We start from the raw sequence: 24805 nt of genomic DNA, 5'->3' as shown, positions 1-24805 counted from the left end.
AAAGCGGCCCAGGATATTTGGAGCATCTGTGGCAATCGTGAATAAGCTTCGCTGGGCAACGCTTGCGGCGTCAGTGGCTTCCGCCGTTCTTCTGTCGGCCGCGCCGGCCATGGCGCAGGCATTGAAGGGACAAACCGCAGCCGGTCAGACGGTCGATTCCGTCGCGGCGGTCGTCAACGACGACGTCATCACCATGCGCGAACTCGACGAGCGCATGGGCCTCATCTCGCGGCGGCTTCAGCAGCAGCACGCGCCCGTGCCGCCGGAAGCTCAACTGCGCTCGCAGGTGCTCAATCAAATGGTGCTCGAGCGCGTTCAGCTCGAAAAGGCGAAGGAAGACGGCATCGTCGTCAGCGACGCGGACGTCCAAAAGACGCTGCAGCGGCTCGCAGCGGCGAACAAGCTGCCGCTCGACGTCTACCGTTCGCGGATCGAAGGCGAAGGCGTGCCTTGGTCGGTGTTCTCGAGCGATGCTCGCAACGAACTGACGCTCCAGAAGCTGCGTGAAAAAGAGGTCGACAGCAAGGTGTCGGTGTCCGACGCCGAAGTCGCGAACTACATCGCCAGCCAGCGCGGGCCGGGCGCGCGAGCCCAGCAGGATCTGCGCATCGAGCACATTCTAGTCAAGGTGCCGGCCGGTGCCGCACAGGACGTCGTCGACGCCGCACACAAGAAGGCTGAGGCCATCCTGACGCAGGCCACGACCGGCGCTAAGTTCGAGTCGCTCGCGAAAGAGAATTCGCAAGCGGCCGACGCGAAGCAAGGCGGCGATTTGGGCTTCAAGGCACCGGCAAATCTGCCGGACGCGTTCGTCAAGGCCGCGGAAGATTTGCGCCCCGGCGAAGTCGCGCCCGACGTGATCCGGACCGATGACGGCTTCGAGGTGATGCGTCTCGTCGACCGGCGCGTCGGTATCGGCGGCTCGGCGGCCGATGCCCCGAAGCTCGTGCAAACGCATGTGCGGCACATTCTGATTCGCGTGGGCCAGGGTGAGTCCGAAGCCGCCGCGCGGCAAAAGCTGCTCGATATTCGGCAGCAGATCGAGGCGGGCGGCGATTTTGCGCAGTTTGCGCGTACTTATTCGCAAGACGGCTCGGCCTCGCAAGGCGGCGACCTCGGCTGGATCAGCCCCGGCGAAACCGTGCCCGAGTTCGAGCGCGCGATGAACGACCTGAAGGACAACGAAATCAGCGAGCCGGTGCGCAGCGAGTACGGCTACCACCTGATCCAGGTCCTCGGCCGGCGCGACGCGGAGGGTTCCGTTCAGCAGCAGATGGACCTGGCGCGTCAGGCGATCGGCCAGCGCAAGGCCGAGCAAGCGTATTCCGATTGGCTGCGCGAACTGCGCGATTCGGCCTACGTCCAATACAAGGTCGACGTTCCGGTTGCGCAGCAGTGAGCCGATAGATGGCAGACGACAGACGATAGACCAGCCACCCTCCACGATGACGAGCACCGCAAGCCCAGCCCCGCTGAATATCGCGATCACCACCGGTGAACCGGCCGGTGTGGGTCCGGAGCTGACGGCGGCGGCGCTTGCGGGCGCCGCGGCCCATTGGCCCGGCGCGACGTTCACGGTGCTCGGCGATGCCGCGTTGATCGAGGCGCGTGCGCGCGCGGTCGGCGTCGAGTGGGCGGCGCTGCGCGGAGCGGGTCATGTCGGCGTCGGGCACCGGCCGCTTGCCGCCGCTTCGCAGGCGGGCCGGCTCGATGCCGCCAACGGCCGCTACGTGCTCGGCTTGCTCGACGATGCGATCGACGGCGCGCTGGGCGAGCGGTTCGATGCGATCGTGACGGCGCCGCTGCAAAAGAGCACGATCAACGATGCCGGTGTCCCGTTCACGGGGCATACGGAATACCTCGCCGAACGAACAGGTACGGCGCGCGTCGTGATGATGCTGGCCGGCACGGGCGCCCGCCCGCTACGGGTGGCCCTCGCCACGACGCACCTGCCGCTCAAGGACGTGCCGGCTGCGCTTAGCGTCGACGGCCTCGTTCAGACCCTCGCCATCATCGATCACGATTTACGGCGCGATTTCGGCTTGCCCGTGCCGCGCATTCTCGTCACGGGCTTGAACCCGCATGCAGGCGAGAACGGCTACCTCGGGCGCGAAGAGATCGACGTCGTCTCGCCGGCACTCGAGCAGGCGGTTAAGCGGGGCATCGACGCGCGCGGCCCCTATCCGGCCGATACGCTGTTTCAGCCCCGTTATCTCGACGAGGCCGATTGCGTGCTCGCGATGTTCCACGATCAAGGGCTGCCGGTGCTCAAATACGCGACCTTCGGCGAGGGCGTCAATATCACGCTGGGGCTGCCGATCATCCGCACGTCCGTCGATCACGGCACCGCTCTCGATCTCGCGGGCACGGGGCGCGCGGATGCGGGCAGCATGATCGCGGCGATCGACACGGCTGTCACGATGGCGCGCAACCGGCGCGCCGGCTGACGATCGCCGTTGATCAATTCGGCCGCGCGGCGTTTTTCGACCCTTTCGGTTTTCACATTTCGATGTCCACCAGCAGACAGCATCAAGGCCATTTCGCACGGAAGCGATTCGGGCAGAACTTCCTCGTCGATCTCGGCATCATCGATTCGATCGTCTCACTCATCAGGCCGGAGCGCGGGCAGCGGATGGTCGAGATCGGGCCGGGCCTCGGCGCCCTGACCGAGCCGCTCGTCGAGCGGCTCGCCACGCCCGAGGCGCCGCTGCACGCGGTCGAACTCGATCGCGATCTCATCGCACGATTGCAGGACAAATTCGGCGAGCTTTTGGCGCTGCACGCGGGCGATGCCTTGGCCTTCGACTTCGCGTCGCTCGTCGAGACGCAAGAGAAGCCGACGCTGCGTATCGTCGGCAATTTGCCGTACAACATTTCGAGCCCGCTGCTGTTTCACCTCATGACGTTCGCGCCGGTCGTCGTCGATCAACACTTCATGCTGCAGAACGAGGTGGTCGAGCGCATGGTGGCCGAGCCCGGTACCAAGGCGTTCGGGCGGCTGTCGGTCATGCTGCAGTATCGCTACGTGATCGACAAGCAACTCGACGTGCCACCCGAATCGTTTCAGCCGCCCCCGAAGGTCGATTCGGCGATCGTGCGGATGATTCCGTACGCGCCGCGCGAGCTTGCGCCCGTCGACATGGCGGTGTTCGGCGAACTCGTGACGGCAGCGTTTTCGCAGCGGCGCAAGATGCTGCGCAATACGCTCTCGGCGTATCGCGATCGCGTGGATTTCGAAGGGCTCGGTTTCGATCTTGCACGGCGCGCCGAGGATGTTCCCGTCGACGAATACGTGCGCGTGGCGCAAACGCTGGGCGCGCGGTAAGAACTTCGGCGGGAGACTTACGCTGCGTCAAGCGCGGCGAGCGATGCAAGCGCGCCGAAAGCCGCAAGCCCGACGCGAATGAAGTCCCTCGCTACTTCACTGGCGCGCTGCGGCGCGTGCCGGTGCGTTGACGAGCACGATGCCGGCGAGCACGAGCAGCGCTGCCAGCACGAAGCGCGTGTTGAACGATTCGCCGAGCAGCACGACGCCGAAGGCTACGCCGAACAGTGGCGTCAAAAACGAGAACACCGACAGCCGCGAGGCGATGTAGCGCGTGAGCAGCCAGAACCACGTCAAGTAGCTGACGAACGCGACGATAACGGCCTGGTAGCCGAGGCTTGCCACGGCCAGCGGCGTGATCTGCACGCGATGCTGCTCGCCGAGCGCGAAGGCGAGCGCGAGCAAAACGACGGCCGATACGACCAGTTGATAGAACAGCGTCTTGCTCGCGCTTGCGTGCGAGAGCGAGCTGGCGCGCACGACGACCGTCGTCGCCGCCCACATGACGCCGCCGAGCACCCCGAGCGCGTCGCCGAGGACCCCGGCGAGGGCGGAAGCGCCGGGAGCCGGTGCTTGCGCGAAGCCGTCGGCAAATGCCAGCGCGATGCCCGCGAACGCCACGGCGACACCGTACCACTGCAGCCGGCGCATCCGCTCCCCGGCGACGAACGCGTGCAAACCTAGTGCGGTGAAGCACGGCGCCGTGTAAAGGAAGACGGCCATGCGAGAGGCGCTCGTCAACGTGAGGCCCGCGAAAATGCAGACGAATTCGCCCGCGAACAGGATGCCGGCCAGCACGCCGGCGCCCAGCGTTCCATCCCTCCGAAACAGCGGCGTGCCGCGCAAGCGAGCCCAGCCGAACACGAGCAGCGCGGCGATCGTCGAGCGCAGGCCGGCCTGCAGCATGGGGCCGAGCGCGCCGTTCGTCGTCTTGATCGCGACTTGCTGCAGGCCCCAGATCGCACACAGCAATACCATTAGGGCGATGGCGAACGTGTCGGGGGCGCGGCGCACGGGGGCCGGCGTGGCGATTGCTGCGGCGGTGTTCATGCGAAATATCTTTAGGCGTGGATTGGAGCGGAGCGTGGATGGTAAGGGGGCGCTGCCTATTCGTTGACGTCGTTGACGGTACGGGCGGCGTCGACGAAATTCCGGTACGAGCCTGTGTACCTTACCAAAACGTTGGCGCACTGGCTTGGCCGGGGACAGGTAACCCCAATGACGGCAGGGCGAGCGGCCATCACGCTTTCTTGGTAGATTCGCTTCTTTTCGACGAAACCGGAGTTCACGATGCGTTTGCTGCACACGATGCTGCGAGTCGGCGATCTCGACCGCTCGCTCAAGTTCTATACCGAGCTGCTCGGCATGAAGCTGCTGCGCCGCCACGAGTATCCCGAAGGCCGTTTCACGCTGGCGTTTGTCGGCTACACGGACGAGAGCGAGGGCGCGGTCATCGAGCTCACTCACAACTGGGATACCACGGCCTACGACCTCGGCGCCGGGTACGGCCATATCGCGATCGAGGTGGACGATGCCTATGCCGCGTGCGAGAAGATCAAAGCGCAGGGCGGAAACGTCACGCGCGAAGCAGGGCCGATGAAGCACGGCACGACCGTCATCGCGTTCGTCACCGATCCGGACGGCTATAAAGTCGAGTTCATTCAGAAGAAGACGAAGTAAGCGCGTGTCGATTCGAGCGCGGGTGTGCGACTGCGCGGTGTGAGGGCGGTGGAGGTCAAGGAAGCGGGCGCGGTAGCTGCTCCAGGGCTTGCGTGCCGCGCCGCTTCGTCATTAACAGAAGCGTGGTCGGCGCTCGTTGGCGACGAGCAGCTCGGCGGTATCCGGTGCCGCTGGGGTGATGGTGCTCGGGTTTGCGGCGTCGACGGCGTACAGATCGAACGGTGCTGCTGGGGCGATGATGTTCTGATTCGCCGTGTCGACGGGATGTGTATCGAGCGGCATGGCCGGACTGATGGTGTTCTGGTTCGCTGCGTCGACGGGATGCGTATCGAGCGGCGTCGGTGGGGTAATGGTGTTGTTGTTCGCAGCGTCGGTCGAAGCATGCGTTTCGAGCGACGCCAGGATCTCGCGGTGGCTCGCCGACACTCTGTGGTCCCACTTCGAAATGTATTCGGCCGCTGAGCTGCGGTTCATTCCAACCTGCGCGGTGGTGCTCAACGCGAGGAAATGGAAGAGAGATAGATCCGACTGATTGCTGCGGGACCAGTCCACTTTGGTGAGGGTGTTGTCTGGGCCGTACGTCGGGATGCCGCCGAGCGCGAGCGTCGCGCGCCCTAGCGAGCGAAGTTCAGCGCCTGTTCCGGCGGAATGCCGGGTCGTGTCCAATGCGAGTTCATTTGCGATGCCGACGAGATCGCCGTCTTTCGCGGCTTTTTCGATCTTCGGGCCCCAGAGTTTGGGCGAGTTGTAGTACAGGTCTTTCAGCGCCCATTGCGCGCCGACAGGCAGCGAATCGAGGTTCGGCACTTTTTTGACGAGTTCGGGTTCAACGATCTTCGCGTAGAAGGCGTCCATCACCGCTGCGGCTTCGGATTTCCAGCTGCTGCCGTGTTTAGCGGGGAGGGAGCGGTTCAAGTCATCGACCACTTCTCGCGGATTCGGATTCGCGGAAATTTTCCGGATCAACTCCCACTGATGCTCCGTAATGGTAATGCCCTGAGCCTTCAATTCCGCATCGATGATCTCCCGGGCATACGGATGTTTGGCGGCGGCAGCTGCGGCGGCGCCGGTCAGGTTGATCCCATAGCCGAAGTTGATCGTCTTGGTCGATTTTTCGTAATAAAAGGGATCCTCAAAGTTTTTCGCTGCGAAATCACCGTTTTCGAAGTGACCAGTAAATTCGCTCAGGGATGAAAGGGTCTCGCCGCTCATGGTCGTTGTCCGTGCAGTTATCGCTTTTCATTATTGAAAATCTGCAATGCATTCCATCGTGGGGACAGCATTCTTGTCGAACCCATAGATCGTCCACGGACCGGCGAATGCGGCTCCCACGAGGAAGTACAGCCTGCCTTTGAACCCGAACGGTTCTTGCGAATCGGGCCCGATAAAGAGGTCGTTCGCTGACTTAATTGCGCTGCTGTTTGGCGGAGACCCTTCGTCGAAGGAAAAAGTTTTTTTGCCCAGGCTCACCAACGGATAGGGCGATGACGATCGGACTTTGTCCCGCTCGAAGTCGATCAAAAGTTCGACGTCTGCAGGATCCGCTGAAGTGAGCGTGTCATCGTTTACTTTGATGTCATCCCTGATGGCCAGATTTTTACCTGGCTTCGCGATCCAGACATCAGTCGTGAAATCTCCGTGGGAGCCAAGCGGAATATCGTTAACAGCGATGAGTCGCTGACCGTCGGCGAAGTCTAGACGTGTAAACCGCGGGTCCCCCATTCCAAGCTCGACTACTGCCGGATCGCTCTTCGACAGCCAATGAGGCTCCCCAAAACCCGGCGTTGAGAAGAAGGCTTTCGGCTCGTCGGCTATGTAGTTCGCCTTCGGATACCGTCGATGTATCGATGTGAGCGTGCGGAAGGCTGAGGTACACAAATCCGCGTTTGCGTTGTAGATCAGATGCAGCTTAGGCTCGGTTTTTTGCGCGTGGCTCAAATTCGATCCAAGCGCCAAGCTGGCGGCAAGGCAATAAGCGATCGGACGAAGCATCCGGCGAACTCCGGCTTCGATGCCGCGACCCGGCGGCGTTTTCCCCGCCAACGATTCACGCTGCGATAGCAACCGTCGTCCGCCCGCATGGACGGACCCCTTCAGTGACGAATAGGCGCTGTGTAATGAGAAAGTCATGAATGTGATCTGTCGAAAAAATTTCGTATCGTTATATCGACACGGCCCGCTTGACAGCTTACACGGTAGTCCTGACTTCTGTCTATTCGACTAACGAGAGTGGCGCTTCGACTGACGAGCGATAGCAACGCGCGACGTGCACGACGTCACCCGATATAAACTATTGAGTGGGGAATTTGACTATGAGTCAAAAAGAAGGGAGTCGTGCAGAGTTTGTTTTTTGACCGAGAATCAAAAACACCGCGACTACGACCACAAATCGAAACGAGCGATATCGCGCCCGCAACTCCTCAAAGCGTCGGCAGCAATTCCGGCGGATGATGCTTGAGCGTGTGCCGCGCCTCGCGAAACTCGGGAAAGATCGATTCCACCGTTTGCCAAAACCGCGGGCTGTGATTCATTTCGCGCAAATGAGCCAGTTCGTGCGCGACGACGTAGTCGACGATCGACATCGGAAAGTGAATGAGCCGCCAATTTAGACGGATACGGCCGTCGCTCGAGCAACTGCCCCAGCGCGTGGCCGCCGAAGACAACGCATAGCCTTTGTACGCGACGCCGAGCCGTTGCGCATAGTAGTCGAGCCGCTCGCCGAACACGCGCTTGGCCTCGGTTTGCAGCCAGCCTTGCACGCGATCCTTGATCTGCTGCGCGTCGGCGTGAGCCGGCAGCGCCAGCGCTAGGGTCGCGTTCCGCTCGTCGAACACGAGCGACGCATTCGCCGACGCGAGCGCGATTTGCACCGGTTTGCCGAGGTAGGGAATCTGCGCACCGTCGCGCCATTCGATGCGCGGCAAGGCGCGCTGTTCGGCGCGCGTTTGCCATTCCGCCAGTTTCGCAACGATCCAGCGCTCCTTGCCCGCGATTGCCGTCTCGATATCGGCCAGCGTGACCCAGCGCGGCGCGGTGATCGCCAGGCCGCTGCCGTCGATCGAAAATCCGATCGTGCGTCGTGACGAGCGTTTCAACGCGTATTCGATCGTGTGTCCATTCAACGTCACGCGCCGCAGCTTCACGCCGTTCGGCGTCGGCTCCTGCCGAGGCGGTGCCGAGACCGCCGGCGGGACGAGCGCGCCTTCGTCGGCCGGGCTGCCGAACAGCGGCAGGTCGAGCTGTCGCGTATCGAGCGCGCTTGCCGCGGGAGGCTTGGCGGACTTTGGCATTGTTGGGCGGCTTACCTGCTTAGGTTGTACCTTACCTACTTACGTTGCTTGCGCATTCGAGCGGCGGCTGGCACGCGGACCGGCGGCGCCGTCGGCATCGCTATAGGCGTCGGGATCGATGCGGCGCATTTCCGCCTCGATCCACGCCTCGACGCGCGTATTGAGTTCGTCGGGCGTGAGGCCGGCGGACTCGATCGGCTTGCCGATCGACACCGTCACCGTGCCCGCGTACTTGATGAACGAATTGCGCGGCCAGACATGACCGGCATTATGCGCGATCGGCACGACAGGCGCGCCGGAGTCGATCGCGAAGCGCGCGCCGCCGGTTTTGTACTTGCCTTGCTTGCCGACCGGCGTGCGCGTGCCTTCGGGGAACATGATCACCCAAGCGCCTTCGCTCATGCGCAGCTTGCCTTGCTTCACGACGGAGGCGAACGCGTATTTGCCTTCCTTGCGGTCGATGTGAACCATTTTCAGCATGCCGAGCGCCCAGCCGAAGAACGGGACGTAAAGCAGCTCGCGCTTGAACACGTAGCACAGCGGGCGCGGCATGATCGCCGGAAACGCGACGGTCTCCCATGCCGACTGATGCTTCGAGAGCAGCACGGCGGGGCCGTCGGGCAAATTCTCCGCCCCTTCGATCCGATAGCGAATCCCGTTCAGATAGCGTACGACGTTGACCGTGGAACGGCACCAGCCGACGGCCATCCAGTAGCGCCGGTCCGCGTTCATGAACGGGAAAGCGATGAAGCAGGCCGTCGCATACGGCGCGGTGTAGAAGATGAAATATAGGAACAACAGCAGCGAGCGGAAAAAGCGGATGAATCGCATCGGTGTCTTCGATCGGTTGGCGTGAGGCGTGCCGCGCACGCGCTCACGCGCTACTTATTCTTGCTGCTCCGCGAGGAACGACAGCACGAACGCTTTCAAGTCGTCGTGCACCTTCGTGCCCTCGGGCAGGCCGCCCGCCGCTAGCGTCTTCTTGCCTTTGCCGGTCAGTACGAGGTGGGTCGGAAAGCCGAGCGCGGCGCCGGCCTGCAAATCGCGCAGCGAATCGCCGACGGTCGGCGTCGCGGCCGGGTCGATCTCGAAGCGGTCGACGATCGCCTGCAGCATGCCTGGCTTCGGCTTGCGGCACTCGCATTGGTCTTCGGCCGTGTGCGGACAAAAGAAGACGGCATCGATGCGGCCGCCGAGAACCGCCGCCGCGCGATGCATTTTCTCGTGCATCGCGTTCAGCGTCGCCATGTCGAACAAGCCGCGGCCGATGCCCGACTGGTTCGTGGCGACGGCGACGCGATAGCCGGCCTGATTGAGCCGCGCGATCGCCTCGAGGCTGCCCGGGATCGCGATCCACTCGTCGGGCGTTTTGATGAAGGCGTCCGAATCGACGTTGATGACGCCGTCGCGATCGAGGACGACGAGCTTCTTGGCGGAGGTCATGGCAGTCGCTTCCGCTCGCTTACGCCGCGAGTTTCGAGATGTCGGCCACGCAGTTCATCTGCGTGTGCAGCTCGGCCAGCAGGGCGAGCCGGTTCTTGCGCAGCGCGGTGTCCTCGGCGTTGACCATCACGTCGTTGAAGAACGTGTCGACGGGATCGCGCAGCGCGGCGAGCGCCGACAGCGCGCGCGTGTAGTCGCGCTGCTCGAGCTGCGCTTGAACCGTCGGCGTGACTTTCTTCAGCTGCTCGGAGAGCGAGCGTTCCGCCGGTTCGACGAGCAGCGCCGATTGCACCGACGGCGCGGCCGCGCCGTTCGGGGCCGTCGCGCCGGCCGCGGTGAGGCTCACCTCGGCTTCGGATTTCTTCAGAATGTTCGTGATGCGCTTGTTGGCGGCGGCGAGTGCACCGGCTTCGGGCAGCGCCGAGAATTCGCGCACGGCGTCGAGCCGGGCAAGGATGTCGTCGACTTTGCTCGGCTGCAGGCTCAAAACGGCCTCGATTTCCGTCGCGGCGTAGCCGCGCTCGCGCAGCAGGCCGCGCAGCCGGTCCATGAAGAACGCGTAGAGCGCGCCCGTGCAGTCGGCGACCTGCGGCGCGGCGCCGAAGCAGCCCGTGGCCACATTCAGCAACGCGACGAGATCGATCGGCAGTTGCTTCTCGATCAGGATGCGCAGCATGCCGAGCGCATGGCGGCGCAGCGCGAACGGGTCCTTCTCGCCGGTGGGCACGAGGCCTACGCCCCAGATGCCCACGAGCGTTTCGAGCTTGTCGGCGAGCGCGACGGCCGTGCCGACGCGCGTGCCCGGCAGCGCATCGCCGGAAAAGCGCGGCTGGTAGTGTTCGGTGCAAGCGAGCGCGACTTCCTCGGCTTCGCCGTCGTGGCGGGCATAGTAGGTGCCCATCGTGCCTTGCAGCTCGGGGAATTCGCCGACCATGTCGGTCAGCAAATCGGCCTTGGCGAGGCGCGCGGCGCGCGCGGCTTGCGCGGGATCGGCGCCGACGAGCGGCGCGATGGCGCGCGCGAGCGCTTCGAGACGCTCGACACGCTGGAGCTGCGAGCCGAGCTTGTTGTGATAGACGACGTTCGCAAGCAACGGCACGCGATCGGCGAGCGGCTTCTTCTTGTCTTGCTCGAAGAAGAACTTCGCATCGGCCAGACGCGGGCGCACGACGCGCTCGTTGCCCTCGACGATGTCGCCCGGCGTGCCCGTCTCGATGTTCGAGACGATCAAGAAGCGCGAGCGCAGCTTGCCGGCCTGATCGGTGAGTGCGAAGTACTTCTGGTTCGTCTGCATCGTCAGAATCAGGCATTCCTGCGGGACTTGCAGGAATTGATCCTCGAAGCGGCATTCGTAGACGACCGGCCATTCGACGAGCCCAGTCACTTCATCGAGCAGCGCCTCGGGCATCACGACGCTGTCGCCGTGCGCGTGCGCGTTCAATTGCTCGACGATGCTCGCGCGCCGCGCGTCGAAACTCGCGATCACGCGGCCTTTGGCGCGCAGCGTTTGCGCGTATTCGTCGGCATGCAGGAGCCCGACGAGGCCGTCCGACAGGAAGCGATGGCCGAGCGTAGCGTCGCCGGCGTCGATGCCGAATGCCGTGACGGGCACGACGTTATCGCCGTGCAGGACCGTAAGACGCTGCACCGGACGGACGAACTGAACGTTCGTGCCGTCGGGCCGCTGGTAAGTCATGACCTTCGGAATCGGCAGCTTTGCCGCCGCTTCTTCGAGCGCGGCTTGCAGACCGTCGGCGAGCGTTGCGCCAGGGGCTGCGTAGCGCAGGAAGAACGCCTCCGCTTTGCCGTCGGAGGCGCGTTCCAAATCGGCCACCTGGACATCGGGAAAACCGAGCGCCGCGAGCTTCTTTGCGAGCGGTGCCGTGGGCTGGCCGTTCGCATCGAGGGCGACCGAGACGGGCAGCACCTTTTCGCGGACTTGTTTTTCGGGGGCGACGGCGCGCACGTTCTTCACGAGCACCGCGAGACGGCGCGGCGTGCCGAAGCGTTCGAACGAAGGCTCGCCGGCGACGAGATCGCGCGCGGCCAGGCGTTCGACGAGGCCTTGCGCGAATGCGTCGGTCAGACGCGCGAGCGCTTTCGGCGGCAATTCCTCAGTCAGCAGTTCGACGAGCAGGGTGGCTTGGTGAGCTTGATTCATGTTCGTTGGGTCTCGTCATTCCTTGTCGATCTTGCGCTCGACCTTCAGCGGCGGCGCCCATGCCGGCATCGCGGCGTCCTGCTCGTCCGTCGTCAAGCCGGGCACCCCGTGAACGGGATTGCCGAGCATCGGGAAGCCGAGCTTTTCGCGCGAATCGTAATAGGCTTGCGCGACGAGCCGCGACAGCGCGCGGATGCGGCCGATGTAGGCCGCGCGCTCCGTGACCGAGATCGCGCCGCGCGCATCGAGCAGATTGAACGTATGCCCGGCCTTGAGCACGAGTTCGTAGGCGGGCAGCGCAAGCTGCGATTCCATCATGCGCTTCGCTTCCGATTCGTAGCTGTTGAATTGCGAGAACAGCAGCTCGACGTTCGCGTATTCGAAGTTGTAGGTCGATTGCTCGACTTCGTTCTGGTGGTAGACGTCGCGGTAGGTGAGGCGCCGCAGTTCGGGGCCGTTCGGGCCCGCTTCTTCCCATTCGGTCCAGACGAGGTCGTAGATGTTCTCGGCCTTTTGCAGATACATCGCGAGGCGCTCGAGGCCGTACGTGATTTCGCCGAGCACCGGCTTGCAGTCGAGGCCGCCCACTTGCTGGAAGTAGGTGAACTGCGTGACCTCCATGCCGTTGAGCCAGACTTCCCAGCCGAGGCCCCAGGCGCCGAGCGTCGGGTTTTCCCAATCGTCTTCGACGAAGCGCACGTCGTTTTGCTTCAGATCGAAGCCGAGCGCTTCGAGCGAGCCGAGGTACAGATCGAGGATGTTTTCCGGCGCGGGCTTGAGCACGACCTGGTACTGGTAGTAGTGCTGCAGGCGGTTCGGGTTGTCGCCGTAGCGGCCGTCCTTCGGGCGCCGCGACGGCTGCACGTAGGCCGCGCGCCAAGGCTCGGGCCCGATGGCGCGCAAGAACGTATGGACGTGCGAAGTGCCGGCGCCGACTTCCAAGTCGATCGGCTGGAGCAGCGCGCAACCCTGTTGGTCCCAATAGGATTGCAGCGTCAGGATGATTTGCTGAAACGTGAGCATGTCGTGCCTATGGCGGCTGAAGGCGGATGGGCCCGGCTACCGGCCGGTCGCGCGTGGGCGCGCTCGTGCACGGTATCGGGCGGGCAGGCGGCAGAACCGCTGCCCAGCGCTAAAACAGTGAATTTTACCGGATTGGCCGTGCGTTGCGGCTTTTGCGCCCCGGACCGTATGCAAACCCGAAGGCGATCAGCACCAGCGAGAGTGCAAGTACCAGATTGTTGCCGACACTGATGTACGGTGTGCGTCCCGTCATGCCTTGCACCTTCGCTTCGATCTGGCCCGTCGTGAATGCGGGTAGGCGCGCCGTTACGCGGCCTTGCGCATCGATGACTGCGGTCGTGCCGGTGTTGGTTGCCGCGATGAGCGGCCGCCCTGTTTCGAGCGTGCGCATGCGCGCCATCTGCAGGTGCTGATCGAGCGCGATCGTATCGCCGAACCAGGCCAGGTTCGACGCGTTCACGAGCACGCCCGCGGGCACGGCGGCCTCGCGCAGCGTGCGCGCGATCTCCTCGCCGAAGATATCTTCGTAGCAGATGTCGACGTCCACCGGCTGGTTATGAACCATGAAGGCGTGCTGCACGGGCTTGCCGCGGGCGAGATCGCCGAGCGGAATGTTCATCAGCTGCACGAACCAGTGAAAGCCCCATGGAACGAATTCGCCGAACGGCACCAGATGGTGCTTGTCGTAGCGGTACAGCTCGCGCGAGCCCGGCGTGACGCCGAAGAAGCTGTTCGTTTCGTCTACGTATCGGCCGTCGGGCCCGATCGACGCGCCGAACGCGCCGATCAGCAGCGACGAGCCCGTGTTGTCCGCGAACGTGCGCAGCGCGCGCCCGAACGTTTCCGGAAACTGCTCCGGCAGCATCGGAATCGCCGTTTCCGGCGTGACGATGAGATCGGCCGCGTGCGCGGTGATCATCCGCTCGTAGAGGTCGAGCGCGGCGGTGACGCCGGCTTCGTCGAATTTCATCTCTTGCTTGACGTTGCCCTGCAGCAGCCGAACGGTCAGCGGCGCATTGCCGGGTAGCGTCCAGGCGACGCGTGACAGCAGCACGCCGGCGCCCATGAGCGCGAGCGCCGCCACGGCCGGCAGGACGATCGCCGCGCCCCGGCGCTCCGATGCGAACCAGGCCCACACGCTCTGAACGATGAGCGCCGCGGTGAGCGCCAAGACCCAGCCGACGCCATAGACGCCGCCGATCGCCGCGAACCCGGAGAGCGGCCCGTCGACCTGCGCGTAGCCGCTCGCAAGCCAAGGAAAGCCGGTGAAGACAGTGCCGCGCAGCCATTCGCCGATCGCCCAGGCGCTCGCGAACGCGAATGCGCCGTGCCAGGTCGGTGAGAACGGACGCGCATCGTCGTCACGCGAGCCGCGTGCTGCGGCATGCCCCGCGCAGAACGACCACAGCCCCGCCGAAATCGACGGGTAGAGCGCGAGGTAGAGCGCGAACAGCGCGACTGCGGCGCCCGCGAGCGGTGCCGGCATCCCGCCGTAGTGATGCATGCTGACGTAGAGCCACCAAACGCCCGTGACGAGGTTGCCGAAGCCGAACGCGCCGCCCGTCAAGGCCGCGCTCTTCCAGCTGGTCGTGCGCGCAAGCCAGCCGTAGAGCATGGCGAAGAGGGCGATTTCGAGCCAGCCGCCGTGCGGCGTCGGCGCGAACGAAAGCGTGTTCAATGCGCCGAGCGCCAGCGCGGCGACGTAGTGCCAGCGCGATAGCGTGCCCGGCCCCGTGGCGGTGCTCGCCCGGGCGGCGCGGCCGCGCAGACGGGAGGTAATCGATTCGGCCATCAAGTTTGAACGTGCTGTGCTTCGCGTTCGCGCTGGCCCGCGAGCGGATCTCGCCTCACGAGCAGCACGTGGACTTGGCGCGCGTCGCCGCGCAGGATTTCGAAGATGAGATCGTCGATGCGCACGCGCTCGCCGCGGTGCGGCACACGGCCGAAATGATGCGTCACGAGGCCGCCGATCGTATCGACTTCCTCATCCGAGAAATGCGTGCCGAATACTTCGTTGAACTGCTCGATTTCCGTCAGCGCACGCACGCGGTAGCGGCCGTCGGGCGAGGCGATGATGTTGCCGCTTTCCTCGTCGAAGTCGTATTCGTCTTCTATGTCGCCGACGATCTGCTCCAGCACGTCTTCGATCGTGATGAGCCCGGCCACGCCGCCGTATTCGTCGACGACGATTGCAATGTGATTGCGATTCATGCGGAAATCGTGGAGCAGCACGTTGAGCCGCTTCGCTTCCGGGATGAACACGGCCGGACGCAGCATGCCGCGCACGTCGAACGATTCCTCGGCGTAATAGCGCAGCAAGTCCTTCGCTAGCAGCACGCCGATGATGTTGTCGCGGTTGCCCTCGTACACCGGATAGCGCGAGTGCGCCTTTTCCAGGACGAAGGGGATGAATTCCTCGGGGCTGCACTCGATGTCGATGGCGTCCATCTGGGCGCGCGGCACCATGATGTCGCGCGCGCAAAGATCGGACACTTGGAAGACGCCCTCGATCATCGAGAGCGAATCGGCGTCGATCAGATTGCGCTCGTGCGCGTCTTGCAGGATTTCCAGCAGTTCGCCGCGCGATTCGGGCTCGGGCGAAATGAAATCGGTCAGGCGCTCGAGCAGCGAGCGTTTTTCGGGAGGCTTGTCGGTATGGCGTCGACTGGGATAGGCGTCGGTCATGGCGGTGCGTCCGGGACGGCTGGACGCGTGGTAAACGGAGAGTAAAGGATACACCACGCAAAAGTAGGACCATCTATGCCGATGGGCCTGCTAAAGTTCGCGACAGGCACTGTAAGGCGAGCGCAAGCTCGAATTGCCTTCAGTCTTCTACCTTGTTTGCGCGAAAGAATTATGTCCGAAGAGTTTGAAGTGCGCGGGCCGCACGAAGAAGCGCTCGAACACGCGGGCCACGATCACGAGCATGGCCACGAGAGCGGCGGCGCGCCGCCCGATCCGTTCGCGGGCCGAATCGCCGTCATGACGGCCGTGCTCGCGACGATCGGTGCGATCTTCTCGTATCAAGGCGGGTCCACCGAGGGGCTCGCGCTCTTTTACAAGAACGAGGCCGCGATCCGCAAGACGGAGGCGGCCAATCAGTGGGGCTACTACCAGGCAAAGGGCGAGAAGCAGAATCTGGCCGAACTCGGCGCCGCGCTGACGGCGGCCGATCCGAAGGCGAGCGCCAAGTTCACCGCCGACGCCGCCAAATACGTCGACCAAAAGAAGGCGATCCGGGCGCAGGCCGAAGGGCTCGAGAAGGCCGTCGCGCAAGCGGACGCGGCCAGCGAACGGCAACTGCATCTGCACCACCGCTGGGCGCAGGCCACGACGCTCACGCAAATCGCGATTTCGCTGGCGGCCATCACGCTGCTCACGCGCCGCCGCTGGCTGCTCGGCGGCGCGCTCGGCGTGGCCGGGCTTGGAGCGCTCGTCGGTATCGCGGCTTTTCTCGGATATTGATCGACGAGATGGCGCTAAAGGCAACGCTTGAGCAGCGCTTCGAGCGCGCGATCGGGCATCCCGCATTCGCGCAGGGCTTCGACGGTGCGGCGGACGTAATCGAGCGTCGTGCCGTAGCGGCCTGTGGCGCAGCCGAATACGGCCTTCACGGTTTCGTCGGACAGTTTGCCTGTGTAGGTCGGCACGTCGCGCCGCATGACGAACGCCAGCGCGTCGACGCGGCGCCCATCGGCGAGCCAGCACGGGAGCCAGGCCGGCCGGTAGGAGCCCATCGGCATTTCACGCCGCCAGAGCGCCTCCAAATGCGGCCGCGCGCCTTCGCCCGCGAGCCGAAACGCCATGCCGGTACAGGAGCCGCCGCGATCGAGCGCGAGCACGAGGCCCGGCTGCTCCGGCGTGCCGCGGTTCACGCGGGACCACAGATACAGCCCCCGGTGGTAGCCGCGTACGCGCGCACGCACGGTTTCCGCGGCCGGCATGCCGGGGTTCCAAATCAGCGAGCCATAGCCGAACAGCCATAGATCGCTCGCGCCGTCCCAGTGCCGCATCGTATCGGCGAGCGATGCGGCAAGCTCGGCCTCGCCCAGCAGCCGCGCCTCGCCGAGCGCGGGCGGATAGCCCGGGCAGGCGGGAACAAGCGGGGCGGGGAGCTGGCTCGTGTCGGACATCGTGGGCGTGCTAGCGGGCGCGGTCTCCGTACGGATCGGCGAAGCCCAGCCGGCCGAGGATCTCCGTTTCGAGCGCTTCCATTTCTTCCGCCTCTTCGTCGATCTCGTGATCGTAGCCCTGCGCATGAAGCGTGCCGTGCACGATCATGTGGGCGTAGTGCGCGGCGAGCGGTTTGCCTTGCTCGGCCGCCTCGCGCTCGATCACGGGGCAGCACAGGATCAGGTCGCCCGAAACGGGATCGTCTTCGCTCTCCGCGTAGGCGAACGTGAGCACGTTCGTCGCGTAGTCCTTGCCGCGATAGGTGCGGTTCAACTGGCGGCCTTCGTCGGCGTCGACCAAGCGCACCGTCAGCTCGCCGTCGGCGAACAGTGCCGCCTTGATCCAGATGGCGACGTTCGCACGCGAGACCGCGTCCTTGTGTTCGGGGAACGCCTTGGCGGCCGGAAACTGGAACGCCAGCTTCAGCCGCGGCGCACGTGTTTTCTCGTTCATTCGTTCTCGGTTCGCGGGAGGCGTCATCGCCCGTCGATCGGTGCGGCGTCGTCCTTCTTCGTGTGCTGGTCGTACGCTTCGACGATGCGGGCGACGAGCGGATGACGCACCACGTCCGCACTCGTGAAGCGCGTGAGCGCAATACCGCGCACGTTCGCCAGCACTTGCTGCGCTTCGATCAGCCCACTTTTCGCGCCGCGCGGCAAGTCGACTTGCGTCGTATCGCCGGTGACGACGGCTTTCGAGCCGAAGCCGATGCGCGTGAGGAACATCTTCATCTGCTCGGGCGTCGTGTTCTGCGCTTCGTCGAGAATGATGAACGCGTGGTTCAGCGTACGTCCGCGCATGTAGGCGAGCGGTGCGATTTCGATCATCTGCCGCTCGAACATCTTGGCGGTCTTGTCGAAGCCGAGCAGATCGTAGAGTGCGTCGTAAAGCGGACGCAAGTACGGATCGACCTTCTGCGCGAGGTCGCCCGGCAGGAAGCCGAGCCGCTCGCCCGCTTCGACCGCCGGACGCGTGAGCACGATGCGCTTGACTTGATCGCGCTCGAGCGAATCGACGGCGCAGGCCACGGCGAGATACGTCTTGCCCGTCCCCGCGGGCCCGACGCCGAAGGTGACGTCGTGCGAGACGATCTGCTTCAAGTATTCGCGCTGCGCCGGCGTGCGTCCGCGCAGATCGGCGCGGCGCGTGTAGAGTTTCGGGCCGAGTTCGTCGATGCTTTCGTCGCCCTGGCCCGCCGGTTCGTCGAACGGATGGTCGGGGTCGTAGCGGTTGGACGCCGCATCGTCTTGCGCGCCGCCGCGGTTGCCCGGATGGCGCGATTCGACGAGCGCGAGCTGGATGTCGTCGACCGACAGCGGCTCGCGTGCGCGGTTGTAGAACGTTTCGAGCGCGCCGAGCGCGACTTTCGCGCCGCGTCCGCGGATCGAGATGCGATGGCCGCGCCGCTGGAGCGTGACGTCGAGCGCTTGTTCGATCTGCCGCAGGTTTTCGTCGAGCGGCCCGCACAGGTTGGCGAGGCGCGCGTTGTCTTCTCGCGGCGCGGTGAATTCCAGGGACGGGGCGTTCTTCAAGGCGAAAGTGCGTTCCTTAAGGACTTGGGCGATGGGTCGGGGGTCAAGGTTCAAGCAACGGATTCCGGATGTTCCGCGAGCACGAGTTCGCCGCGCAGCGAATGCGGATAGGCGCGCGTGATGCGCACGTCGATCATCTGGCCGATCAGACGCGCGTGCGAGGCCACCGGCGCGGGGAAATTGACGACGCGGTTGTTGGCCGTGCGGCCGGCGAGTTCGGTCGGGTCCTTGCGCGCGGGGCGCTCGACGAGGATGCGCTCGACGTTGCCGACCATCGCTTCGCTGATGCGCACGACGTTGGCGTCGATGGTCGCCTGCAAATGCTGCAGGCGCTTGAGCTTAGCTTCGCGCGGCGTATCGTCGTGAAGGTTCGCGGCGGGCGTGCCGGGACGCGGGCTGTAGATGAACGAGAAGCTCGTGTCGTAGCTCATCTCGTGCACGAGCGCCATCGTCTTGTCGAAGTCGTCCTGCGTCTCGCCCGGGAAGCCGACGATGATGTCCGTGGACAGCGAGAGGTCGGGCCGGATCGCGCGCAGGCGGCGTATCACCGACTTGTACTCGAGCACCGTGTAGCCGCGCTTCATCGCCATCAGAATGCGATCGGAGCCGTGCTGCACGGGCAGGTGCAGATGCGAAACGAGCTTGTCGACCTTCGCGTAGACGTCGATCAGGCGCTGCGTGAATTCCTTCGGATGGGACGTGGTGTAGCGGATGCGCTCGATGCCGGGGATCTCGGCGACGTATTCGATCAGCGTCGCGAAATCGGCGATCTCGGCCGCGCCCGCCGTCAGCGCGCCGCGATAGGCGTTCACGTTCTGGCCGAGCAGCGTGACTTCGCGCACGCCTTGATCGGCCAGCCCCGCGATTTCCGTCAGGACGTCGTCGAGCGGGCGTGAGACCTCGTCGCCGCGCGTGTAGGGCACGACGCAGTAGCTGCAGTACTTGCTGCAGCCTTCCATGATCGAGACGAATGCGCTCGGGCCGTCGACGCGCGCGGGCGGCAGATGGTCGAACTTTTCGATTTCGGGAAACGAGATGTCGACTTGCGAACGGCCGCTCGCGCGGCGCGCGTCGATCATCTGCGGCAGCCGGTGCAGCGTCTGCGGGCCGAAGACGAGATCGACGTAGGGCGCGCGCGCGACGATCGCGGCGCCTTCCTGGCTCGCGACGCAGCCGCCGACGCCGATCAGCAGGTCGGGCTTGGCCTCTTTCAGCTCGCGCACGCGGCCCAGATCGGAGAAGACCTTTTCCTGCGCCTTTTCGCGCACGGAGCAGGTGTTGAACAGGATGACGTCAGCGTCTTCGGGGGAATCCGTCTTGACGAGTCCTTCGGCGGCACCAAGTACGTCGACCATCTTGTCGGAGTCGTACTCGTTCATCTGGCAGCCAAAGGTTTTTACATAAACTTTCTTGGTCATGAAGCTCGCCGTTCGCAGTGGTTGACCTGGGGGCGTAGGTAAGTCGTGGAAGCCGGCACGGGCCGCCGCATCGGGCGGGGCGGATGTCGGGCCGCGGCGGGGCGTGTCGCTCGCGCGTATCTCCCTGGTAAAAGGGGGCGAAGCGGGACGAAATGCCTGCCGCATAACCCGACATTATAGCCGGTCGGGCATGGCGGCCCCGATGCGGCCAGCGCGGATCCGTTTTCGGTCGGCATGACGGCAAGCCCGGGCCCGCTTTCCGTTCGGAAAGAGCCCTCGCCGCCGCGAGGGCTTTGCCGGCAGGCATGGCAACCCTCGTGTATCCTCATCGGACCGGCCCAGTGCCGGTTCTATGTCTTATATATCAGTGCGTCTTCAGGGCGGGGTGAAATTCCCCACCGGCGGTATGCCGGCCATGTGCCGGCGAGCCCGCGAGCGCCCGCGAACGAAGCAGCCTCTCCGGTTGCTTGCCGCGCGGGGTCAGCAGATCTGGTGCGATGCCAGAGCCGACGGTCACAGTCCGGATGAAAGAAGATGCGCAGACAGTCGCGCTCGCCGCCTCGTTCGGCTCGGCATGCTTTGCCGTGTCGAGCGCGGTGGCGTTCGTGCCGTTTGCGATGCCCTGAAACGTTTTTCGCTTTTTCTCTCTCGCGAGGAGCGTTTCATATGTCTTTACCGTCTTTACCCGTTTCCACGGCGTCCGCCGAACTTTCCTTCCTCGATTCCGTGCCGATGTCGCCGCGCATCGCAGCCGCGCTTGCCGCGTTGCGTGATGGCCGCGCCGTCGTTCTGCAGGACGACCACGATCGCGAAAACGAGGCCGATCTCATCGTGGCCGCCGAGCGTCTGTCCGTCGAGACGATGGCGCTGCTGATTCGCGAGTGCAGCGGCATCGTCTGCTTGTGCCTGCCCGACGAGAAGATTCGCGCGCTCGCGTTGCCGGCCATGGTCGCCCACAACGAGAGCCGCCACGGCACGGCGTTCACGGTATCGATCGAGGCGCGCCACGGCGTGAGCACGGGCGTGTCGGCCGCCGATCGCGTGACGACGATCCGGGCGGCTATCGCCGAGCAGGCCGAACCCGAGGACATCGTGCGCCCCGGTCACGTGTTTCCGCTGCGCGCGCAGCCGGGCGGCGTGCTCGCGCGCCGCGGCCACACCGAGGGCACGGTCGATCTGACCGTGCTCGCGGGCTTGTCGCCGGCCGGCGTGCTGTGCGAACTCATGAATGAGGACGGCACGATGACGCGCGGCGCGCAGGTCGAGCGCTTCGCCGCCAAGCACGGCTTGCCGATGCTGACGATCGAGGAGCTGGTTGCGTTTCGCCGGGCGCTGGCGGCCGCACGCGAGCGGGAGAGCTGCGCAAGCGAGGCGTAAGGCGGCGCTGTCGTTTCGGCGTCTTCTCGAAGTCTCGAACGCGTAGGCGAAACGAACCCCGGTTCGCCTACGTCCCGGACTTACGAAAGCAGTTGCCCGAACTCGCCGCGCAACCCCGCGGCGATCAATGCGGGCAATTGCTCCATGCGCTCTACGATGCGCGTGACGCCCAGGTTGCGCAGCACTTGCGCATAGCCTTTGGGAACGTGACTCGCGCCGACGAACGCGATCGTCGGCATGCCCGCGGCGCGCGCCGCCGACAGGCCTGTCACGCTGTCTTCGACGACAAGGCAGCGCTCCGGCGCGACGCCGAGTTCGCGCGCGGCGTGCAGGTAGACGTCCGGATGCGGCTTGGGCCGTTGGACCTGCTCGGCACTGAACACGCGCGGGCCGAAGACATCGGCCAGCCCGACGCGCGAGAGCGACTGCGCAATCCGCGCGAGGCGGCTGTTGGAGACGACGGCAGCCGGCAGCGGTACCTGCGCGAGCGCATCGCGCACGCCGGCGATCGGTGCGAGCGAGTGCTTCAATTGCGCGTCGATGTCGCGTTCGACACCGGCGAGGAAACTGTCGGGGATGACGATCTCAAATCGCTTCTCGATATCGGAAAGAAAGGTCGATGTACGCTGACCGAAGGCCAGATGGACGACGGAAGCGAAATCGATGGTCGGGAACTCGGCCGACAGGGCGTGCAGCAGCACGCGGTCGGCGATCACTTCACTGTCGACGAGCACGCCGTCGCAGTCGCAGATGAGATGGTCGAACATGAAGAAAGGGCGCGCGCACGGTGGCTGGCCTAACCCCGGAGCGCACTTTGTTGTGTAGTGAAACGCCAATGATACGGATATTGGCGTCGCGGCGCTCTCTTTCTTCGCTGAGTCCGACCCCGGGGCGTTCGCGGCTATTGGTACGCATTCGTGCCGCCGGCCTTGAACGCCCCGATCGGGTCTATGCGGCTAACGGCCGAACATGCTCGTTCCGCTTATGCCGCTTGTCGTACTTGTCAGGCTTGTTCCGCTTGCACGGCCTGTTCCGTTCGTACTGATCGTTCCGCTCAATGCGCATGCACGTACACGAACGATGCCATCGCGCCGCCCACGAGCGGGCCGAACACCGGCACCCAGGCGTAGCGCCAGTCGCTGCCGCGCTTGCCGGGGATCGGCAGCAGCGCGTGCATGATGCGCGGCGCCAGGTCGCGGGCGGGGCTCATCGCATAGCCGGTCGGGCCGCCGAGCGAGATGCCGATGCCGAGCACGAGCAGGCCGACGGGCAGGGCGTCGAGCGCGCCGAGGCCCACTTGCGGCGAGGCGAGGTAGAGCACGCCGAGGATCAGAACGAAGGTGCAGATCATTTCCGTCAGCACGTTGTGCGGGACGCTGCGAATCGCCGGCGCCGTGCAGAAGCAGGCGAGCTTGATGTCGGCGTCTTCCGTCGACGAAAAGTGCTGGCGATAGGCGAGCCAGACGAGGAACGCGCCTGCCATGCCGCCGAGCATCTGCGCCGTGATGTAGCCGGCTACCTTGCTCCAGGCGAACTTGCCGGCGAGCGCGAGGCTGATCGTCACGACGGGGTTCAGATGCGCGCCGCTGAACGACGCCGTCACGTAGACGGCGACGAAGACGGCCATCGCCCAGCCCCAGACGATGACGATGAGATCGGCGCCCTTGCCCTTCGTGCGCGCGAGCAGCACGTTGGCGACGGAGCCGTTGCCGAGCAGCACGAGCAGCGCGGTGCCTAGGAATTCCGCGATCAGGGGTGACATGTTGGTGTGTCTCCGGAATGACTATTGTTGGTCGATTGTTGGTTGAATTGGCGCAGGCGGGCACGGGCACGAAGCGGCCGCGTTCATGCCGTATCCCTGCCCGCGGCCGTACGCTCTCAGCTCGCGTCGGCCCAAGCCTTGGCGGCGTTGATCGCCCGCTGCCAGCCCGCGATGCACTGCTGAGCGTTGGCCTGCTGCATCGCAGGCGTGAAGCGCCGGTCGAGCTGCCATTGGCTTTCGAGTTCGCCCACGTTGCTCCAGTAGCCGACGGCGAGGCCCGCGAGGTAGGCGGCGCCGAGGGCCGTCGTTTCGCTGATGCGCGGACGCGCGGTCGAGCATCCGAGCAAGTCGGACTGGAACTGCATGAGCAAGTTGTTGGCGCAGGCGCCGCCGTCGACGCGCAGCTCGCCGATCTTGATGCCGGAGTCCGCTTCCATCGCCTTGAGCACGTCGAGCGATTGATAGGCGATCGAATCGAGCGCCGCCCGGGCGATATGCGCGTTCGTGGTGCCGCGGGTCACGCCGAACAGCGTGCCGCGCGCGCGCGGATTCCAGTGCGGGGCGCCGAGGCCCGCGAACGCGGGAACGAGGTAGACGCCGTCGCTATGTTCGACGCTGGCCGCGAGGGCCTCGATATCGGACGCGCTCTTGATGATGCCCAACCCATCGCGCAGCCATTGCACGACCGCGCCGCCGATGAAGATGCTGCCTTCGAGCGCGTAGTTGACCTCGTTGCCGATCTTCCAGGCGATCGTGGTGACGAGGTTGTTCTTCGATTCGATGGGCTTCTCGCCCGTGTTCATGACGAGGAAGCAGCCGGTGCCGTAGGTGTTCTTGACCATGCCCGACTTCGTGCACATTTGGCCGAACAGCGCCGCGTGCTGGTCGCCGGCGATGCCGCCGATCGGAATCTTCGAGGCGAAGACGGTCGTGACCGTGTTGCCGTAGATCTCCGACGATGCGCGCACTTCGGGCAGCATGCTGCGCGGAATGTCGAGCGCCTCGAGCAGGTCGTTGTCCCACTGCATCGTGTGGATGTTGAACAGCATCGTGCGCGACGCATTCGTCACGTCGGTGATGTGCAGTTCGTGCTTCGTGAAGTTCCAGACGAGCCAGCTGTCGACCGTGCCGAACGCGAGCTTGCCTTGCTTGGCTTTTTCGCGCGCGCCTTCGACGTTGTCGAGAATCCAGCGGATTTTGGTGGCGGAAAAGTAGGCGTCGATCGGCAGGCCCGTTTTCGCGCGCACTTTCTCCTCGAGGCCCTGCGCTTTGAGCTGATCGCACAGGCCGGCGGTGCGGCGGTCTTGCCAGACGATTGCGTTATAGATCGGCTGACCCGTGTCGCGATCCCAGACGATCGTCGTTTCGCGCTGATTCGTGATGCCGATCGAGGCGATCGACGTGCCGTTGATACCCGCGCGCGTGACGGCTTCGGCCGCGACGCCGGCTTGCGTCGACCAGATCTCCTGCGGATCGTGCTCGACCCAGCCCGGCTGCGGATAGATCTGACGGAATTCTTTTTGAGCAACCGAGACGACGTTGCCCTTGCGGTCGAACAGCATCGCACGTGAACTCGTGGTGCCTTGGTCCAGCGCGAGGATGTATTGATCCTGCATTGTCT

At 64.7% G+C, this 24805-nt stretch carries 23 protein-coding genes, 1 pseudogene and 1 riboswitch; of the genes and pseudogenes, 7 read left to right on the top strand and 17 right to left on the bottom strand.

The annotated features are described in order from the left end of the window. The first annotated feature begins 28 nt into the window (after nucleotides 1-28). The 3 genes from DWV00_RS05205 to rsmA all read left to right on the top strand — a co-directional run bounded on the left by DWV00_RS05205 (nucleotide 29) and on the right by rsmA (nucleotide 3325). Nucleotides 29-1399, top strand: a complete 1371-nt coding sequence (locus DWV00_RS05205) for a peptidylprolyl isomerase (protein ID WP_115532484.1) — start codon at nucleotides 29-31, stop codon at nucleotides 1397-1399. A gap of 46 nt (nucleotides 1400-1445) precedes the next feature. Continuing rightward, on the top strand, nucleotides 1446-2447 hold the full coding sequence (gene pdxA, locus DWV00_RS05200) for a 4-hydroxythreonine-4-phosphate dehydrogenase PdxA (protein WP_115532483.1): 1002 nt from the start codon (nucleotides 1446-1448) through the stop codon (nucleotides 2445-2447). Between the two features lie 62 nt (nucleotides 2448-2509). Continuing rightward, complete coding sequence (rsmA, locus tag DWV00_RS05195; RefSeq protein WP_181885367.1) at nucleotides 2510-3325, top strand: 16S rRNA (adenine(1518)-N(6)/adenine(1519)-N(6))-dimethyltransferase RsmA; 816 nt, start codon at nucleotides 2510-2512, stop codon at nucleotides 3323-3325. Between the two features lie 96 nt (nucleotides 3326-3421). On the opposite strand, the gene DWV00_RS05190 is transcribed toward rsmA, so the two are convergent. Beyond that, complete coding sequence (locus tag DWV00_RS05190) at nucleotides 3422-4375, bottom strand: DMT family transporter (RefSeq protein ID WP_115532482.1); 954 nt, start codon at nucleotides 4373-4375, stop codon at nucleotides 3422-3424. 240 nt (nucleotides 4376-4615) lie between these two features. On the opposite strand from DWV00_RS05190, the gene gloA reads away from it, so the two are divergent. Continuing rightward, on the top strand, nucleotides 4616-5005 hold the full coding sequence (gloA, locus tag DWV00_RS05185; RefSeq protein WP_115532481.1) for a lactoylglutathione lyase: 390 nt from the start codon (nucleotides 4616-4618) through the stop codon (nucleotides 5003-5005). Between the two features lie 111 nt (nucleotides 5006-5116). On the opposite strand, the gene DWV00_RS05180 is transcribed toward gloA, so the two are convergent. From DWV00_RS05180 to DWV00_RS05140, 9 genes are all read right to left on the bottom strand, one after another. Next, nucleotides 5117-6217: a hypothetical protein gene (locus DWV00_RS05180; RefSeq protein WP_115532480.1), complete on the bottom strand. Its 1101-nt coding sequence runs from the start codon at nucleotides 6215-6217 to the stop codon at nucleotides 5117-5119. Between the two features lie 30 nt (nucleotides 6218-6247). Then, nucleotides 6248-7135 carry a hypothetical protein gene (locus DWV00_RS05175; protein ID WP_147297843.1) on the bottom strand — a complete coding sequence of 296 codons (888 nt, stop codon included), beginning with the start codon at nucleotides 7133-7135 and terminating at the stop codon, nucleotides 6248-6250. A gap of 290 nt (nucleotides 7136-7425) precedes the next feature. Continuing rightward, entirely contained in the window at nucleotides 7426-8295 is an 870-nt protein-coding gene (locus tag DWV00_RS05170) for a M48 family metallopeptidase (protein WP_115532478.1), read from the bottom strand. Between the two features lie 39 nt (nucleotides 8296-8334). Beyond that, on the bottom strand, nucleotides 8335-9117 hold the full coding sequence (locus DWV00_RS05165) for a lysophospholipid acyltransferase family protein (RefSeq protein ID WP_115532821.1): 783 nt from the start codon (nucleotides 9115-9117) through the stop codon (nucleotides 8335-8337). A gap of 63 nt (nucleotides 9118-9180) precedes the next feature. Beyond that, on the bottom strand, nucleotides 9181-9738 hold the full coding sequence (gene gmhB / locus DWV00_RS05160; RefSeq protein WP_115532477.1) for a D-glycero-beta-D-manno-heptose 1,7-bisphosphate 7-phosphatase: 558 nt from the start codon (nucleotides 9736-9738) through the stop codon (nucleotides 9181-9183). Nucleotides 9739-9757: 19 nt separating this feature from the next. Then, the gene (gene glyS, locus DWV00_RS05155; protein WP_115532476.1) at nucleotides 9758-11899 is read right to left on the bottom strand and encodes a glycine--tRNA ligase subunit beta; all 2142 of its coding nucleotides are present in this window, start codon (nucleotides 11897-11899) and stop codon (nucleotides 9758-9760) included. 15 nt (nucleotides 11900-11914) lie between these two features. Next, nucleotides 11915-12922: a glycine--tRNA ligase subunit alpha gene (gene glyQ, locus DWV00_RS05150; RefSeq protein ID WP_115532475.1), complete on the bottom strand. Its 1008-nt coding sequence runs from the start codon at nucleotides 12920-12922 to the stop codon at nucleotides 11915-11917. Between the two features lie 124 nt (nucleotides 12923-13046). Then, nucleotides 13047-14714: an apolipoprotein N-acyltransferase gene (lnt, locus tag DWV00_RS05145; protein ID WP_115532474.1), complete on the bottom strand. Its 1668-nt coding sequence runs from the start codon at nucleotides 14712-14714 to the stop codon at nucleotides 13047-13049. Continuing rightward, on the bottom strand, nucleotides 14714-15607 hold the full coding sequence (locus DWV00_RS05140) for a CorC family transporter (protein WP_115532473.1): 894 nt from the start codon (nucleotides 15605-15607) through the stop codon (nucleotides 14714-14716). Before DWV00_RS05140 ends, lnt begins: the two co-directional genes overlap by 1 nt. Before the next feature lie 171 nt (nucleotides 15608-15778). Here DWV00_RS05140 and DWV00_RS05135 point away from each other — a divergent pair, with 171 nt between their 5' ends. Next, nucleotides 15779-16387, top strand: coding sequence for a DUF4337 domain-containing protein (locus DWV00_RS05135; protein WP_115532472.1), 609 nt, complete (start codon nucleotides 15779-15781; stop codon nucleotides 16385-16387). A 14-nt stretch (nucleotides 16388-16401) separates the two neighbouring features. Here DWV00_RS05135 and DWV00_RS05130 read toward each other — a convergent pair whose 3' ends face one another. From DWV00_RS05130 to miaB, 4 genes are read right to left on the bottom strand one after another with little or no spacing between them, the layout of a single operon-like run. After that, complete coding sequence (locus DWV00_RS05130; protein ID WP_115532471.1) at nucleotides 16402-17055, bottom strand: gamma-glutamylcyclotransferase; 654 nt, start codon at nucleotides 17053-17055, stop codon at nucleotides 16402-16404. Between the two features lie 10 nt (nucleotides 17056-17065). Next, a complete protein-coding gene (gene ybeY / locus DWV00_RS05125) occupies nucleotides 17066-17548 on the bottom strand; it encodes an rRNA maturation RNase YbeY (protein ID WP_115532470.1) in 483 nt (160 codons plus the stop codon). Between the two features lie 23 nt (nucleotides 17549-17571). Further along, the gene (locus tag DWV00_RS05120) at nucleotides 17572-18627 is read right to left on the bottom strand and encodes a PhoH family protein (protein ID WP_115532469.1); all 1056 of its coding nucleotides are present in this window, start codon (nucleotides 18625-18627) and stop codon (nucleotides 17572-17574) included. Nucleotides 18628-18677: 50 nt separating this feature from the next. Next, complete coding sequence (gene miaB, locus DWV00_RS05115; RefSeq protein ID WP_115532468.1) at nucleotides 18678-20045, bottom strand: tRNA (N6-isopentenyl adenosine(37)-C2)-methylthiotransferase MiaB; 1368 nt, start codon at nucleotides 20043-20045, stop codon at nucleotides 18678-18680. 367 nt (nucleotides 20046-20412) lie between these two features. After that, nucleotides 20413-20585: riboswitch (FMN riboswitch) on the top strand. On the opposite strand from miaB, the gene DWV00_RS34870 reads away from it, so the two are divergent. Next, on the top strand, nucleotides 20543-20671 hold the full coding sequence (locus DWV00_RS34870) for a hypothetical protein (protein ID WP_281272614.1): 129 nt from the start codon (nucleotides 20543-20545) through the stop codon (nucleotides 20669-20671). Its footprint overlaps the riboswitch before it by 43 nt. A gap of 40 nt (nucleotides 20672-20711) precedes the next feature. Further along, a complete protein-coding gene (gene ribB / locus DWV00_RS05110) occupies nucleotides 20712-21422 on the top strand; it encodes a 3,4-dihydroxy-2-butanone-4-phosphate synthase (RefSeq protein ID WP_115532467.1) in 711 nt (236 codons plus the stop codon). Between the two features lie 80 nt (nucleotides 21423-21502). Here the strand turns inward: ribB and DWV00_RS05105 are convergent, their stop codons facing one another. From DWV00_RS05105 to glpK, 3 genes and pseudogenes are all read right to left on the bottom strand, one after another. After that, complete coding sequence (locus tag DWV00_RS05105; RefSeq protein ID WP_115532466.1) at nucleotides 21503-22189, bottom strand: HAD family hydrolase; 687 nt, start codon at nucleotides 22187-22189, stop codon at nucleotides 21503-21505. A gap of 287 nt (nucleotides 22190-22476) precedes the next feature. Further along, nucleotides 22477-23187: pseudogene (locus tag DWV00_RS05100) on the bottom strand (MIP/aquaporin family protein); the annotation flags it as partial. A gap of 113 nt (nucleotides 23188-23300) precedes the next feature. After that, complete coding sequence (gene glpK / locus DWV00_RS05095; protein WP_115532464.1) at nucleotides 23301-24800, bottom strand: glycerol kinase GlpK; 1500 nt, start codon at nucleotides 24798-24800, stop codon at nucleotides 23301-23303. Nucleotides 24801-24805 lie beyond the last annotated feature (5 nt).

Source organism: Trinickia dinghuensis (assembly GCF_003367175.1).
GTDB classification, from domain to species: Bacteria; Pseudomonadota; Gammaproteobacteria; order Burkholderiales; family Burkholderiaceae; genus Trinickia; species Trinickia dinghuensis.
The sequence above is the reverse complement of the archived record's forward strand: the minus strand, read 5'-3'. Positions and strand labels throughout refer to the sequence as shown.

Coding starts and splice junctions, on each gene's coding strand:
- DWV00_RS05105 (WP_115532466.1), bottom strand. CDS start 22,189: ATGTTCGACCATCTCATCTGCGACTGCGACGGCGTGCTCGTCGACAGT.
- glyS (WP_115532476.1), bottom strand. CDS start 11,899: ATGAATCAAGCTCACCAAGCCACCCTGCTCGTCGAACTGCTGACTGAG.
- pdxA (WP_115532483.1), top strand. CDS start 1,446: ATGACGAGCACCGCAAGCCCAGCCCCGCTGAATATCGCGATCACCACC.
- gloA (WP_115532481.1), top strand. CDS start 4,616: ATGCGTTTGCTGCACACGATGCTGCGAGTCGGCGATCTCGACCGCTCG.
- DWV00_RS05175 (WP_147297843.1), bottom strand. CDS start 7,135: ATGACTTTCTCATTACACAGCGCCTATTCGTCACTGAAGGGGTCCGTC.
- glyQ (WP_115532475.1), bottom strand. CDS start 12,922: ATGCTCACGTTTCAGCAAATCATCCTGACGCTGCAATCCTATTGGGAC.
- DWV00_RS05190 (WP_115532482.1), bottom strand. CDS start 4,375: ATGAACACCGCCGCAGCAATCGCCACGCCGGCCCCCGTGCGCCGCGCC.
- lnt (WP_115532474.1), bottom strand. CDS start 14,714: ATGGCCGAATCGATTACCTCCCGTCTGCGCGGCCGCGCCGCCCGGGCG.
- gmhB (WP_115532477.1), bottom strand. CDS start 9,738: ATGACCTCCGCCAAGAAGCTCGTCGTCCTCGATCGCGACGGCGTCATC.
- DWV00_RS34870 (WP_281272614.1), top strand. CDS start 20,543: ATGCCAGAGCCGACGGTCACAGTCCGGATGAAAGAAGATGCGCAGACA.
- ribB (WP_115532467.1), top strand. CDS start 20,712: ATGTCTTTACCGTCTTTACCCGTTTCCACGGCGTCCGCCGAACTTTCC.
- DWV00_RS05180 (WP_115532480.1), bottom strand. CDS start 6,217: ATGAGCGGCGAGACCCTTTCATCCCTGAGCGAATTTACTGGTCACTTC.
- DWV00_RS05130 (WP_115532471.1), bottom strand. CDS start 17,055: ATGTCCGACACGAGCCAGCTCCCCGCCCCGCTTGTTCCCGCCTGCCCG.
- miaB (WP_115532468.1), bottom strand. CDS start 20,045: ATGACCAAGAAAGTTTATGTAAAAACCTTTGGCTGCCAGATGAACGAG.
- DWV00_RS05140 (WP_115532473.1), bottom strand. CDS start 15,607: ATGACCGACGCCTATCCCAGTCGACGCCATACCGACAAGCCTCCCGAA.
- glpK (WP_115532464.1), bottom strand. CDS start 24,800: ATGCAGGATCAATACATCCTCGCGCTGGACCAAGGCACCACGAGTTCA.
- DWV00_RS05135 (WP_115532472.1), top strand. CDS start 15,779: ATGTCCGAAGAGTTTGAAGTGCGCGGGCCGCACGAAGAAGCGCTCGAA.
- rsmA (WP_181885367.1), top strand. CDS start 2,510: ATGTCCACCAGCAGACAGCATCAAGGCCATTTCGCACGGAAGCGATTC.
- ybeY (WP_115532470.1), bottom strand. CDS start 17,548: ATGAACGAGAAAACACGTGCGCCGCGGCTGAAGCTGGCGTTCCAGTTT.
- DWV00_RS05170 (WP_115532478.1), bottom strand. CDS start 8,295: ATGCCAAAGTCCGCCAAGCCTCCCGCGGCAAGCGCGCTCGATACGCGA.